The organism is Microbacterium sp. W1-4-2 (genome assembly GCF_058349885.2).
Map to the genome: position 1 here is coordinate 842,130 of NZ_JBYRJC020000002.1, position 13,068 is coordinate 855,197.

General features: G+C 71.6%; 12 protein-coding genes. 4 read left to right on the plus strand and 8 right to left on the minus strand.

All coding sequences use genetic code 11. The features are described from left to right. Window positions 1-22: 22 nt before the first annotated feature. Both AC3RX0_RS11645 and AC3RX0_RS11650 read right to left on the minus strand, forming a co-directional pair. Complete coding sequence (locus tag AC3RX0_RS11645; protein WP_491506143.1) at window positions 23-451, minus strand: recombinase family protein; 429 nt, start codon at window positions 449-451, stop codon at window positions 23-25. Between the two features lie 33 nt (window positions 452-484). Next, entirely contained in the window at window positions 485-2,317 is a 1,833-nt protein-coding gene (locus tag AC3RX0_RS11650; RefSeq protein WP_498165966.1) for a cation:proton antiporter, read from the minus strand. Between the two features lie 87 nt (window positions 2,318-2,404). Here AC3RX0_RS11650 and AC3RX0_RS11655 point away from each other — a divergent pair, with 87 nt between their 5' ends. Both AC3RX0_RS11655 and pip read left to right on the plus strand, forming a co-directional pair. After that, window positions 2,405-2,689 carry a hypothetical protein gene (locus AC3RX0_RS11655; protein WP_491506145.1) on the plus strand — a complete coding sequence of 95 codons (285 nt, stop codon included), beginning with the start codon at window positions 2,405-2,407 and terminating at the stop codon, window positions 2,687-2,689. After that, on the plus strand, window positions 2,686-3,669 hold the full coding sequence (gene pip, locus AC3RX0_RS11660) for a prolyl aminopeptidase (protein WP_491506146.1): 984 nt from the start codon (window positions 2,686-2,688) through the stop codon (window positions 3,667-3,669). Before AC3RX0_RS11655 ends, pip begins: the two co-directional genes overlap by 4 nt. Window positions 3,670-3,785: 116 nt before the next feature. On the opposite strand, the gene AC3RX0_RS11665 is transcribed toward pip, so the two are convergent. From AC3RX0_RS11665 to AC3RX0_RS11690, 6 genes are all read right to left on the minus strand, one after another. After that, entirely contained in the window at window positions 3,786-5,447 is a 1,662-nt protein-coding gene (locus tag AC3RX0_RS11665; RefSeq protein ID WP_491506147.1) for a GMC family oxidoreductase, read from the minus strand. Beyond that, entirely contained in the window at window positions 5,444-7,603 is a 2,160-nt protein-coding gene (locus AC3RX0_RS11670) for an aldehyde dehydrogenase family protein (protein ID WP_491506148.1), read from the minus strand. The genes AC3RX0_RS11665 and AC3RX0_RS11670 overlap by 4 nt, the downstream gene beginning before the upstream one ends. 337 nt (window positions 7,604-7,940) lie before the next feature. Continuing rightward, window positions 7,941-9,203 (minus strand): kynureninase, encoded by a 1,263-nt coding sequence (locus AC3RX0_RS11675; protein ID WP_491506149.1) that lies wholly within the window; start codon window positions 9,201-9,203, stop codon window positions 7,941-7,943. Next, entirely contained in the window at window positions 9,193-10,170 is a 978-nt protein-coding gene (locus tag AC3RX0_RS11680) for an amidohydrolase family protein (RefSeq protein WP_491506150.1), read from the minus strand. The genes AC3RX0_RS11675 and AC3RX0_RS11680 overlap by 11 nt, the downstream gene beginning before the upstream one ends. Continuing rightward, a complete protein-coding gene (kynA, locus tag AC3RX0_RS11685) occupies window positions 10,167-11,027 on the minus strand; it encodes a tryptophan 2,3-dioxygenase (RefSeq protein ID WP_491506151.1) in 861 nt (286 codons plus the stop codon). The genes AC3RX0_RS11680 and kynA overlap by 4 nt, the downstream gene beginning before the upstream one ends. 69 nt (window positions 11,028-11,096) lie before the next feature. Then, window positions 11,097-11,357: a glutaredoxin family protein gene (locus AC3RX0_RS11690; RefSeq protein ID WP_491506152.1), complete on the minus strand. Its 261-nt coding sequence runs from the start codon at window positions 11,355-11,357 to the stop codon at window positions 11,097-11,099. A 168-nt stretch (window positions 11,358-11,525) separates the two neighbouring features. Between AC3RX0_RS11690 and AC3RX0_RS11695 the strand changes: the two genes are divergently transcribed. Together AC3RX0_RS11695 and AC3RX0_RS11700 are read left to right on the plus strand one after the other, a co-directional pair. Beyond that, on the plus strand, window positions 11,526-12,659 hold the full coding sequence (locus tag AC3RX0_RS11695; protein ID WP_491506153.1) for a glycosyltransferase: 1,134 nt from the start codon (window positions 11,526-11,528) through the stop codon (window positions 12,657-12,659). Further along, on the plus strand, window positions 12,656-13,066 hold the full coding sequence (locus AC3RX0_RS11700; RefSeq protein ID WP_491506154.1) for a (deoxy)nucleoside triphosphate pyrophosphohydrolase: 411 nt from the start codon (window positions 12,656-12,658) through the stop codon (window positions 13,064-13,066). The genes AC3RX0_RS11695 and AC3RX0_RS11700 overlap by 4 nt, the downstream gene beginning before the upstream one ends. Window positions 13,067-13,068 lie beyond the last annotated feature (2 nt).

Consider the following 13,068-nt stretch of genomic DNA (forward strand, 5'->3'; position numbering starts at 1 on the left):
CCCTGCTCGGCTTGCCCGGCGCTCAGCGCCCGGTGTCGAACAGGTGCCGGCCCTCGTGGCTGAGCACCTTGACCACGACGCCGCGCCGGCGCAGGGCGGCGACGGTACGGGTCTCTTCGTCGATGTCGCGTCCGAGCGCGTGGATGCTCGCGACGACCAGCACATCGCCGCTGCCGAGCGTGCCGAACAGGCGCACCAGCCGTTCCTCCCACGTCTCGAGGGTCTCGGGCGCGGGGTGGCGGAATCCCTCGATCGGCACGCCGAAGCGCGTCAGATCGTCGCGCTGCTGCTTGATGCTCGGCATGTCGTCGCGGGCGACGACCAGTCCGACCAGGCGCGAGCCCGCGGGGCGCGCCTGCCACCAGTCCCGATCGTGCTGCAGCTCGACGAAGCACTTCGGGCACTCTGCCGCGGTGTGCGGCAGGGGAAGCGGGCTGGTTTCGTCGTGCATCCTTCCATTCTCCCCGATCCGGCAGGACGCGCGTCATTCCTCGTTGAGGCGCATCTGCAGGCTCAGCTCGTCGGCGTCCAGCTGGGCGAGCGCGTGGCGCAGCGCCTCGGTGCTGTAGGCGCCGCCGTGGCTGAGCTCGTCCAGCCGTCGCCGCATCGCGCCGATCGAGGCCATCCGCAGCTCGATGATCTCGCGCGGCTCGGCCTCGCGCAGGGCCTCGGGCGGGGCATCCATCTGCGCGGCCACCGCCTCGAACAGCTCGGGCGCGAACGCGGTGCCGTCGCGGCGGACGAGGGTGCCTTCACGGATGGAGGATGCCGCGGCCTTGCGCAGCTGTCCGTCCAGTGATTCGCGCTCCTGCGTCGGCTCGTGCTGTTCGCCGGGTTCGGACAGGCCCAGTGCGCGCACGACGGCGGGCAGCGTGAACCCCTGCAGCATCAGGCTCACCAGCGCGACCAGGAACGCGATCAACACGAGCAGGGCCCGGTGCTCGATCCCCTCGCGGGGCAGCGTCTGGGCCGCCGCGAGCGTGACGACGCCGCGCATGCCCGCCCACACGATGACGGTGCCGTGGCGCCAGTCCAGGGGCGACTTGCGGTAGTAGTCGATGTCGCCGAGCAGTTGGTCCACCCGGGCGCGCATCGTGCCGACGCGGCGCTGAACCTGCTCGTCGCTCATCGGCCGCCGGCGCCGCGGCATCAGCCACCGGCGTCGTGGCATGCGCCCGGGGCGCGGCGGCACCGGCGCCTGGCGTCGCGGCAGGGGAGCATCGCCGGCGGCGATCGCGTCGAGCCGGCCGCCGAACGCCTCCAGACGCTCGGGATCCAGCCGTGCGGCGCGGCGGTCGCGCGTCCAGACCAGGAACGTGACGTAGACGGCGCGCACGGCCAGCACGATCGCCAGAGCCACCAGCGCCGGCCAGATGCCCTGCCAGAGCCCGCCCGATTCGGCGACGTTGGCGCTGACGATCTCGCGCAGCTCGAGGCCCATGATGAGGAACACCGCGCCTTCGAGCACGAGCTCGACGGTGCGCCAGTTCATCCGGTCGCTGAGGCGCTGCTCGGGGGTGAGCAGGCGACGGGCGCCCTGACCGGCCACGATCCCGGCCACCACGGCGGCGACCAGGCCCGACCCCCCCAGCTCCTCGGTCGGCAAGTAGGCCAGGAACGGCACCGTGAAGCTGATCGCGGTGTTGGCCGCCGATCCGCCGACCCACGCGCGCAGACGCAGCGCGATCCAGCCCACGATCGCCCCGATGACCAGCGCGCACACCACCGCCCAGACGAAGGCGCCCACCGCGCCCCAGATCGAGAAGCTGCCGGCGATGGCGATGATCGCGGTGCGCAGCAGCACGAGGGCCGTCGCGTCGTTGAGCAGGCTCTCGCCCTCGAGCATCGTGACGACCCGCGGCGCGATGCCCAGGCGCTTCGCGATCGATGTGGCCACCGCGTCGGTCGGGCTGAGGATCGCGCCGAGGGCGATGCCCACCGGCAGCGGAATGCCGACGAGCCAGAAGAACCCGCCGAGGACCAGTGCGCTGACGATCACCAGCAGCACGGCCAGGCCCGAGATGGCGCGGAAGTCCCGCCGGAACTCGATCGCCGGAAGGTTGACCGCCGCCGAGTACAGCAGGGGCGGCAGCACGCCTGCGAGGATCCATTCCGGCGGGATCTCGGGGATGCGCACTGCGGGGATGAGCGCGATGCCGAGCCCGGCGGCGACCAGCAGCAGGGGGCCGGCGACGCCCAGACGCTCGGCGAGGGCGGAGATGACGGCGATCACCAGCACGGCTCCGACGGCGACCAGCAGTATCAGCAGACCCTGATCCATCCGCTCACCCCGATCCGCGCATGCCGCTCGGGGCATGCTCGCCCTGAGCCTAATCCGGCGAGGTCCCGCTCCGCCGGGCGGCGCTCCCGCATCAGGGACGGTCGTCGCGCTACCTTAGAGCACATGACGTTCAATGACAATGCGAACGTCGGGGGGAGCAAAGCTCGTCGCCGTGGTGCCGGAATCGCGATGGCCGGAGGAGGGGTGGCCGGCCTCGGCGTGGACGAGGGCGACGTCGAGAACTGCACGACGGGAGCCGATGCGAACCGCGACGACAGCGAGTCGCCCACGCGGGCGCAGATCGACGATGCGCTGAACGCCGCTGCGGCGTTCGGCGACGACCACATCCAGGAGGCGACGGGCGCCGACGCGTGCGACACGTTCTCCGTCGCGGAAGGCAAGCTGTGAACGCACCCCACCATCTCGACGACATCCTCTACCCGCCGATCGAGCCGTACGAGAGCGGCATGCTGCTGGTCGGCGACGGCAACCGCATGTACTGGGAGCAGAGCGGCAACCCCGCCGGCAAGCCCGTCGTCTTCCTGCACGGCGGGCCCGGTGGCGGCACGTCGCCGTGGCACCGGCGCTTCTTCGACCCGGAGAAGTACCGCATCGTGCTGTTCGATCAGCGCGGGTGCGGCCGGTCGACGCCGCACGCATCCGACGCGGCGGCCGACATGCGGTACAACACGACCTGGCATCTGGTGGCCGACCTCGAGCTGCTGCGGCGCAACCTCGCCATCGAGCGATGGCAGGTGTTCGGCGGGTCGTGGGGCAGCGCCCTCGCCCTCGCCTACGCGCAGGCGCACCCGGCCGCCGTGACCGAGCTCGTGCTGCGCGGCATCTTCACGCTGCGCCGGCACGAGCTGGAGTGGTTCTACGAGGGCGGTGCCGCGGTGGTCTACCCCGACCTGTGGGAGGAGTTCATCCGGCCGATCCCGCTGCTGGAGCGGTCGCGGATGATCGAGGCCTATCACCGCCGGCTCACCGACCCCGACCCTGCCGTGCACGGACCGGCCGCGGTCGCGTGGACGCGGTGGGAGGCCGAGACGGTCACCCTGCGGCCCGACCCGGATCACGTCGCCGAGGCGGTCGAGCCCGAGCATGCCACCGCGTTCGCGCGCATCGAGAACCACTACTTCATGCACGGCGGCTGGTTCCGCGAGGGGCAGCTGATCGACGGAGCCGGCGCGCTGCGCGACATCCCCGGAGTGATCGTGCAGGGCCGCTACGACATGTGCACGCCGATCATGACCGCGTGGGACCTGCACCGTGCCTGGCCGCAGTCCGAGCTGGTGGTGGTGCCCGATGCGGGGCACTCGGCAGCCGAGCCGGGCATCGCCCGCGCGCTGCGCGACGCGACCGACCTGTTCGCCCTCGACGCCTGATCCCCCTCGCTCGTTGAGCGAGCGCAGCGAGTCGAAACGAGGCGCCGCTCCCGCCGCGTCGTTTCGTCTCGTCGCTGCGCTCCTCGCTCAACGACCGGTGCCGCGGCGCTCGTCCCTCACCGGGCGAGGTCGCGGCGCACGAGGTCGGCAGCCACCTCGCCGATCACGATCGCGGGCGCGTTCGTATGCCCGCGGATGATCGTCGGCATGACCGAGGCATCCGCCACCCGCAGGCCGTCGACCCCGCGCACGCGCAGCCGGGGATCGACGACGGATGCCTCGTCCCGGCCCATCCGGGCCGTTCCGACCGGGTGGTACAGCGTGTGCGAATAGCCGTGCAGCGACAGCTCGGCGCGCTCGGTCGCCGACATCGCCTCGCCGCCCTCCGGCTGCACCCATCGACCGGTGGTGACGGCCTTCAGCGCACGCGTGTCGATCAGCCGCTCGCACACGGCGAGCCCGGCCAGCATGGTGCGCTCGTCGACGCCGTCCGCGTCGGACAGGTACGCCGGGTCGATGAGCGGCTTCGCCGTCGGGTCGGCCGAGGCGAGCCGCACCGTTCCGCGACTGCGCGGCTGCAGCAGGATCGCTCCGACCGTGAGTCCCTCGCCCGGCAGCGGCACGAGCCCCTCGCCGACGTACGGCGCGGTCGCGAAGATGATCTCGATGTCGGGGAGGTCGGCCGGGGCGCCGACGGCATCCGCCACGTCGGTGCGCACGAATCCGTACGCCTCGGCGACGTTGGAGGTCAGCATCCCACGCCGGTGCGTGAGGTACGCGGCCAGCTGTGCAGGCTTCTCGGCCCCGTACAACGTGCCACCGCGTGCGGCCGGCGCCAGGCCCGAGACCAGGTGGTCCTGCAGGTTCGCGCCCACCTCGGGCGAATCGACCAGGACGTCGATGCCGTGCTCGCGCAGGTGCGCGGCAAGGCCGATCCCCGACAGCTGCAGCAGCTGCGGAGTGTTCACGGCGCCGCCGCACAGGATCACCTCGCGCCGTGCGAGCGCGTGCCGGGTGATCCCGTCGATGTCGACGTACACGCCGGTGGCCCGCCGGCCCGCGAACGTCACCCGTCGCACGAACGCGCCGGTCACGATCCGTAGGTTGCGACGGCCGTGCGCGGGCCGCAGGTAGGCGTCGGCAGTGGATGCCCGTGCCCCGCGATGGTGCGTCACCATGGTCTGTGAGAAGCCCTGCCCCTGGGGGAGATTCGCGGGGGTGACCGGGTACCCCGCCTCGCGCGCCGCCTCGAGGAACGCGGCCGTGTGCGGGCGCGGATCGCGCTGGTGCTCGACGGGCTGCGCGCCGGAAGTGCCCTGCGTGGGGTCCGCGGCATCCTGCGTCTTCTCCACGCGCCGGAAGTACGGCACGAGCGCGTCCCACGACCAGTCGGCACCGGCCACCGCCGCCCAGGCGTCGTAATCGGCGGCGAAGCCGCGCACCCACATCATCGCGTTCAGCGACGACGAGCCGCCGAGGGTCTTGCCGCGCGGCCAGAAGATCGTGCGACCGTCCAGCCCGGGCTGCGGGACGGTGTCGTAGTTCCAGTCGTACGCGCCGCGGAACAGTTTCGAGAACGCGGCCGGAACATGCAGCTGCATCGCCTTGTCGGGCCCGCCCGCCTCGAGCAGCAGCACCGAGACCGAGGGGTCCTCGGTCAGGCGCGCGGCCAGCGCCGCACCGGCCGAACCCGCCCCGACGATGACGTAGTCCGCCTCGAGCGGCGAGGTCCCCGGGCGAGGCCGGGTGAAGCGGGCACGAGACGACGGGCCGCTCACGAGCGCATCGCCTTCGCGAGCGTGGCCGCCAGGGCCGTCACGCTGTGGTCCATGTGCCAGCGGGTGAGGCCCTCGGCCACCGCCGTGCCGGTGCGCGAGTCCACGAACCACGGTGGCTTGGGCAGCACCGAGAACCGGCCCCGCCCGCCGAGCGAGCGCGGGAACGGACGGAACGGCCCGCGCATGATCGAGCGCTCGACCCGGTCGAGCAGCAGGGTGTTGTGCACCACTCCGATGCCGCTCGCCACGTCCGCGAGCGTCGCGCCCGGGTATGCGCCCCACGACAGGATCGGGGTCGCGAACACCACGCCGGTCCATGCGTTGATCGCGATCCCGCCGTAGCGCAGATCGGCGATCGCACGCTCGAACCCGTCGCCCAGGGCCCGCTCGGTCGCCGGGTCGATGAGCACGTTCGCGCCCAGGGTGCCGGCGAGCTTCTCGTTCGCGTGCGCCACCGCGGCATCCACGAACTCCTGCCCGTTGCCGTCGAGCTCGACCACGCCCAGCACGGGAGCGAAGTACTCGGTGGTCTCGAGCGCCACCGCGTCCCCGTCGGCGTCGACGTCGACGAGCACCCGCGTGCGGTCGGCCGACCACGTGGCATCCGGGTAATCCGCCGCTGCGGCATCCATCTTCCGCCGGCTGTTCGGGTACCAGACCGGGCGGCGCGGGGCACCCTCGTACGCCGTGCGCAGCGCGCGCAGGAACGCCTCGCGCTGCGGCCAGTCACGGCTGATGATGACAACCTGGCCGGCGATGCAGTTGTGCCCGCTGTTGTGCAGCCGCATGGTCGCGATGTGGGATGCCTGGTACGCCAGGTCGGCGTCGGTCCAGGCCCCGGGCACGACGATGATCGGCGAGACGCCGCCGAGCTCGGCCGTGATGGGCGTCGTCAGCTTCGGGTCGGCGGCCTTCCTGCATCGCGTCGCCTCGGCGCCGGTGCCCCACACGATCGCGTCGAACGTCGTCGCCGATCCCGTGATGTGGACGTGCGCGAACGCCGGATGCTGCGTGAGATACCCGCCGACATCGCCCCCGCCGCGCACGATCCGCAGCAGGCCGGGTTCGATCAGCGGCGCGAGCGCGCGTTCGAACACCGGCACCAGCACGTCCTGCGTGGGGTTGACCTTCAGCACGCTCACCCGGTTCGCCGCGAGCAGCTCGTAGAACACGTCCAGCACCGGGATCGACGTGATGTTGCCGGCGCCGAGCACGAGTCCCACCGTCGTGGAGTCGGGATGCCGCTGATCCGGCCGCTGCGCGAGACCCGCGGCATCCTTCGCCTGCGCGAGGGTCGTGCCCGGCTCGAGCCACACCTCGCCGGTGAAGCCCGACAGCAGCACGTTGTCCATGCCCGTCGCGGGGAACACGTGCGCGCGCAACCGCCCGCCCGGGGCGATGTCGGTCTTCACGCCGTCGAGCGGGCTCGCGCCCCTGGCCAGCGTGCGCAGCGTCGTCAGGTATCCGTCGATCGCGCCGAGCACGGCGTACGGGCCCGAGAGCCACTCCTCGCCGACCAGGGCGTGGTCGGCGTCGAGCCCCTTGCTGCGCGCCGCCGTCGCCGCCCACTCTTCGGCGCACGCGACCACCGTCGCGCGGACCCGCTCGAACAGCCGAGCCCGCTGCTCCAGGGTCAGGTGCGCCCACGACCGGGCGCCGGTCTGCACGGCGTCGATCGCCGCGTCGAGCGTCTGCCGCACATCCGGGGCGAGGGATGCCGCGGCCCCCGCGCCGCCGGTCGCGCCGGTCTTCTTCGCCGCGGTCTTCTTGGTCGCTGCGGTCTTCTTGGTCGCCGCGGTCTTCTTCGCCGCCGCGGCTTGCGCGGGGGTCGTCTTGGCGGGGGGCGTGTTGGCGGGGGGCGTCTTCGCGGGGGCCGTCTTGGCGGGGGTCGTCTTCGCGGGGGGCGTCTTGGCGGGGGTCGTCTTCGCGGGAGCGGCCTTCGACGCGGCTGCGCTGGCGGCCCTCTTCGCCGCGCCGCCCACAGACGCCGAGCTCTTCGCACGCGTCTTGGCCGCGGCATCCTTCACCTGCGAGCCCTTGCCTCCTGCCGGCGTGCGCGTCGCCCGAGGAGCCGCGTTCTGCTCGGCGCTCGTCGCGTCGGACCCGTTGTTCTCGCTCACGGGCGGCTGGGGGCTGCTGTTCGCGGGTGTGGACACGTCGCTCTCCTTCGGGCGGGCTCTCAAGTCTACGCGTGGCACTGCGTCCCAGCTCGAGTGCGACTCGGTCCCGCGGGCCGGCCGCGTCGATCGCCGATGCTGCACTTATCCGCTGATGCGCCAGCCTTTTCCTGGCGCATCAGCGGCAACCTGCAGCCCGCCGTCAAGACCTGCCGCATCAGCAGAATGCTGTAGCTCTTGGCGGCCGCGGCGGGGTCCGAAGTTCCACACTCTCGCACCGCCAGCCGCACCCGCCGGCCAGGCGTATGTGAACGGGAAGTTGAATGCCCAGAACGGAAGCAATGCGACACGCCGGACACCCCCGGCGCACCCCGCCTCAGCCGACCGCGCGCAGCGCCTCGGCGATCTTCACGAACCCGGCGGCGACCTCGGCGAACGACGTCGACAGCGGCGAGAGGCCGATCCGCAGCCCGCCCGGGTCGCGATAGTCGGGGATCACGTCCTGCTCCCACAGTCGCGCCGTCACCTCGCGCATCGCGGGGTGCGACAGCGTCACGTGCCCGCCGCGCCACGCGGCATCCCGCGGCGACGCCACGGTCACGCCGAGCGGCGCAAGCCACGCGTCCGCGAGCCGGATCGCGAACTCGGTCAACGCCACCGACTTCGTGCGCACGGCATCCATCCCCGCAGCCGAGATCAGGGCGAGCATGTCGCGCATGCCCACCATCGCGGTGATCGGCGGCGTGCCCGACAGAAAGCGGCGCATGCCGTCGGCGGCGACATACTCCGGGCCCATCGCGAACACGTCCGCGGCGCCCATCCAGCCCTGGATCGGCTGGGCCAGCGCCGCCTGATGCCGCGCGGCGACATACGCGAACGCCGGCGAGCCCGGACCGCCGTTGAGGTACTTGTACGTGCAGCCCACCGCGAGATCGAACCCCCATGCGTCAGCCTCGATCGGCACGGCGCCGATCGAGTGGCACAGGTCCCACAGGATGAGTGCGCCGGCCTCGTGCGCGATCGCGGTCAGGGCCGCGGCGTCCGCCATATAACCCGATCGATATGCGATGTGACTGAGCAGCACGACAGCGGTCTGCGCGCCGACCGCTGCGGCCAGCGCGTCCGCCGTGACGCCGGCCGAGAGGTCGACGTCGATCCATCGCACGACCCTTCCGCGCTCGGCGGCGATGCCCTCCACGAGAAACCGGTCGGTCGGAAAATTGTCGCGGTCCACGACGATCTCGACCCTCGCCGGGTCAGCCGCGTGCGCGACGTCGAACGCCGCCCGCAGCAGCTTGTACAGCAGCACGGTCGTCGAGTCGCCGACGATCGTCTGCCCGGCCGCCGCGCCCAGCGCGACGCGCCCGATCTCGTCGCCGACGGTGAAAGGCGCCGCCATCCACTGCTCGTCCCAGCCGCGGATCAGCCGCCCGCCCCAGTCGTCGCGCACGAACGCCGCGGTGTGCTCGGCGGTGGTCCGCAACGGGCGGCCCAGCGAATTGCCGTCGAAGTAGACGAGCGACGTTTCGGAACCGACGAACGCGTCGCGGTGCGCGCGCAGCGGGTCGGCCGCGTCGAGGGTGGATGCCTCGGCCCGCGACTCGTCCACGGTCAGGCTCGTCGCACTCTCAGTACTCATCCGTGATCAGCTCCTCGGTCGGCACGACCCGCGCGCCGCTCAGCCAGTGCGGGATCTCCTTCGCCGACTCGGGCGGCGGCCCCGGCACGAACGTCGCCACACCGCCGTCCCAGGCCGCGCGCGGCCAGGGGTCGGTGAGCGTGCCGATCAGGGCGGGTCCGCGCACGCCGGCGCGGTGCAGGCAGCGCAGCTCGGCGAGGTCGAGTCCACTCGGCCGGTCGCCGTTACCCAGATCCGTGCCGTACAGCACGCGACCGCCGGCGGCAGCGAACGCCGCGACGTTGTCGATCGCCGTCGACGGCTCGTCGTGGATCGCCAGCGTCGAGATCCAGATCTGCCCGGCCTGCACCGCGCGCGCGATCAGCTCGGCATCCAGCGTCTCGGTGAACGGGGCGTGCGCGAGCACGTCGACCCCGGTGTCCAGGGCGAACCGGGTCATCCCGTCGCCCTCGACATGGGCCACGGCCGGCAGTCCGCGTTGGTGCGCGGCATCCACCACCGCACGCAGGGTCGCCTCGTCGAACACATGCCCCTCGACCGCGTTGAGCGCGATCTTGATGACGGACGCGCCGGCGTCGGCCATCTCGTCGACGCTCGTGCGCGCCCCGCCGGGCACCCCGGGCGCGGGCGACGGATCCGTGACGAGCTCGACGATCTGCGCCGGCGCCCACGAGCGGAACGACGGGTAGCCGCCCGGCACGGTCAAGAACGCCCCGGCATATTCCAGGTGCGGCATGCTCTGCTTCGGACGCCGCGCGAAGTGCGCGGGATCGCCGCCGAGATCGACCGCCGCTGCGATGCCGTGCGCGGGCAGCGCATGCTCGTCGACCAGGTGCAGGTGCAGATGGTGGTCGGTCAGGGGGGCCAGCGCGATCCCCTCGTCGCCGGTGATCCCCCGCCGGCACCGGCGTGCCGTCGGGCCGAGCAGGGCCGCGAGCGCCTCGGCGTCCGCGAGCATCATGGTCATGCCCCGATCTCGGTGCGCACGGCATACAGCTCGGGGAAGAACGTGAGCTCCAGCGCCCGCTGCAGGAACGTGACCCCGCTGGATCCGCCCGTGCCGCGCTTGTGCCCGATGATGCGCTCGACCGTCTTCAGGTGGCGGAACCGCCACAGCTGGAAGTTGTCCTCGAGGTCGACGAGCTCTTCGCAGGTCTCATACGCGTCCCAGTGCGCGTCGGGGTCGGCGTAGATCCCGACGAAGGTCGGCACGAGCTCGGGCAGGTACTGCCACGCGGTCGTCACATCGCGCTCGAGGACGGATGCCGGAACCTCGAATCCGCGACGGGCCAGGTGTCGCAGGAACTCGTCGTACAGGCTCGGCGCCTCGAGAGCCGCCTCGACGAGCGCGTGGTTCGCAGGATCGGACTCGAACACGCGCAGCATGCCGCGGTGCTTGTTGCCGAGCGTGAACTCCACCGCCCGGTACTGGGCCGACTGGAATCCGCTGGCGTTGCCCAGCACGCCGCGGAACTGCGCGTACTCGGCCGGGGTCAGCGTGGCCAGCACCGACCACTGGTCGGTGATCTGCTTCTGGATGTGCTTCACGCGCGCTATGCACTTCAGCGCCTGCGGCAGCTCGTCGGCACGCAGGTGCACGCACGCGGCGCCCAGCTCGTGCAGGATCAGCTTCAGCCACAGCTCGGTCGTCTGGTGCTGCACGATGAACAGAAGCTCGTCGTGATGCTCCGGCGAACTGAGCGGATGCTGCGCCGACAGCAGCGTGCTCAGCTCGAGATATCCGCTGTAGGTCATGCGGTCGGCGAAGTCGGTCACCACCGACTCTTCGATCACCCGGGTGTTGCGCTCGACTCCTTCGTCCACGCCTCTCAGCTTATCGACGCGCGGAGGTCCCGGAGCGCGGCCGCGACCCGACCGAGAGGATGTACCGGGTCAGATCAGCGACAGCTCGCGCAGCTTGGCCTCGACGTCCGCGTTCGACGGCTCGACGTGGTGCGACGCGTCGGGGTAGACGACGACGGGGATGTTCGTGCGGCCCGAGATCTCCTTGGCCACGTCGGCGGCCGTCGGGTCGGCGACGAGGTCGATGTACTCGTACGCGACGCCGAGCTCGTCGAGCTGCTTCTTGGTGCGGCGGCAGTCGCGGCACCAGTCGGCGCCGAACATCTTGATCGTGCTGTCAGAAGTCGTCATGGCTCCCATTCTCCCCGGTGGCGGCTGGGTCGGCGCTGTGCGCGCGCCCCCTTGGCCGTGAGCGGCCTGGCGATCCGGCCTGTGTGGCGTGTGGATGTGCTCTTCTGAGTGGGCATGGCCAGACGCGCATGGGACGATGGAGCGAACGTCTGCGATCCGGAAGAACCCATGCAACTGTCGATCATCGTCCCCACCTACAACGAGGCACCCAACGTGGCCGAGCTCGTGCGCCGGGCGGCGATCGCAGTACAGGGTATCGAGGCCGAGATCCTCTTCGTGGATGACAGCACGGATGCCACGCCCGACACGATCCGCGAGGTCGCGGCATCCGCGCCCCTTCCGGTGGGCCTCATCCATCGCGAGACCCCCACCGGCGGGCTGGGCGGTGCCGTGGTCGAGGGCGTGCGCGCCGCGGCTGCGGACGTCTGCCTCGTGATGGACGGCGACCTGCAGCACCCGCCCGAGGACATCCCTGCGCTGTTCGCGCGGTTCGGGCGCGGCGACGTCGACGTGGTCGTGGCATCCCGGTATGTCAGCGAGGGCTCCGCGCAGGGCCTGGCCGACCGCTCGCGCGTGCTTGTCTCACGCCTGTCGACCATGCTCACGCGGGCGATGTTCCCGATCCGGCTGCGCGACGTCACCGACCCGATGACCGGGTTCTTCCTGATCGACCGCACGGCGGTCGACCTCGACGGACTGCGGCCCCGCGGCTTCAAGATCCTGCTCGAGATCCTCGCGCGGCGCAGTCTGCGCGCGGCCGAGGTGCCGTTCCGCTTCGCCGACCGCCTGGCCGGCGAGTCGAAGGCCTCGGTGCGGCAGGGCCTGCGTTTTCTCGCGCAGCTGACCGCGCTGCGGTTCGGCAAGATGTCGCTGTTCGCGATCATCGGCGGGCTCGGGGCGCTCGCGAACCTCGCGATCATGTGGGTGCTGATCACGTTCGGGATGCACTACATTCCGGCGGCGATCATCGGTGCCGAGGTCACGATCATCGGCAACTTCGTGCTGCAGGAGCGCTTCGTCTTCCAGGACATGCGGGCGGATGCCACGGGCGTGTGGTCACGGTTCGCAAAGTCGTTCGCGTTCAACAACGTCGAGGCGCTCGTGCGCATCCCGGTGATCGCGCTGCTCGTGAACTCGTGGCACATCTCCAGCGTGATCGCCGCCGCCATCACGCTCGCGGTCGCGTTCGTGGTGCGCTTCATGTTCCACTCGCTGGTCGTGTACGCGCCGCAGCGCGCGGGCAAGAGGTCCGCGCTCGTCGAGGAGCTCGACTCGCAGGCCGTCTCACCGGGAGAGCTGTGACGGCGCTCGACGTCGTGGCCGCCGTGATCGCCGACGCCGGCCGCGTGCTGGCGTGCCGGCGGCTGCCGGACCGGTCGGCGGGCGGTCGGTGGGAGTTCCCAGGCGGCAAGGTCGAGGCGGGGGAGTCGGCCGAGGCGGCCCTGGCCCGCGAGATCCGCGAGGAGCTGTCGGTCGAGGTGGCGGTGGGCAGGATGCTGCGCACCGACGAGACCGTGGTCGCCGGCCGTGGCATCCGTCTCACGTGCTTCGCCGCGAGCCTGGCCGGCCCGCGACCTTCGGCCAGCACCGATCACGACCGGCTGGAGTGGGTGCGCATCACCGAGCTGGATGCGCTGGACTGGGCCGAACCCGACCTGCCCATGGTCCGCGAGCTCGTCGGCACCACCGCGCGGCCCTTTGGTCGTTGAGC

Excerpts from the sequence above, each read along its gene's own strand:
- AC3RX0_RS11695 (WP_491506153.1), top strand. The coding sequence starts at position 11,526 with ATGCAACTGTCGATCATCGTCCCCACCTACAACGAGGCACCCAACGTG.
- AC3RX0_RS11680 (WP_491506150.1), bottom strand. The coding sequence starts at position 10,170 with ATGACCATGATGCTCGCGGACGCCGAGGCGCTCGCGGCCCTGCTCGGC.
- AC3RX0_RS11690 (WP_491506152.1), bottom strand. The coding sequence starts at position 11,357 with ATGACGACTTCTGACAGCACGATCAAGATGTTCGGCGCCGACTGGTGC.
- AC3RX0_RS11645 (WP_491506143.1), bottom strand. The coding sequence starts at position 451 with ATGCACGACGAAACCAGCCCGCTTCCCCTGCCGCACACCGCGGCAGAG.
- AC3RX0_RS11650 (WP_498165966.1), bottom strand. The coding sequence starts at position 2,317 with ATGCCCCGAGCGGCATGCGCGGATCGGGGTGAGCGGATGGATCAGGGT.
- AC3RX0_RS11675 (WP_491506149.1), bottom strand. The coding sequence starts at position 9,203 with ATGAGTACTGAGAGTGCGACGAGCCTGACCGTGGACGAGTCGCGGGCC.
- AC3RX0_RS11655 (WP_491506145.1), top strand. The coding sequence starts at position 2,405 with ATGACGTTCAATGACAATGCGAACGTCGGGGGGAGCAAAGCTCGTCGC.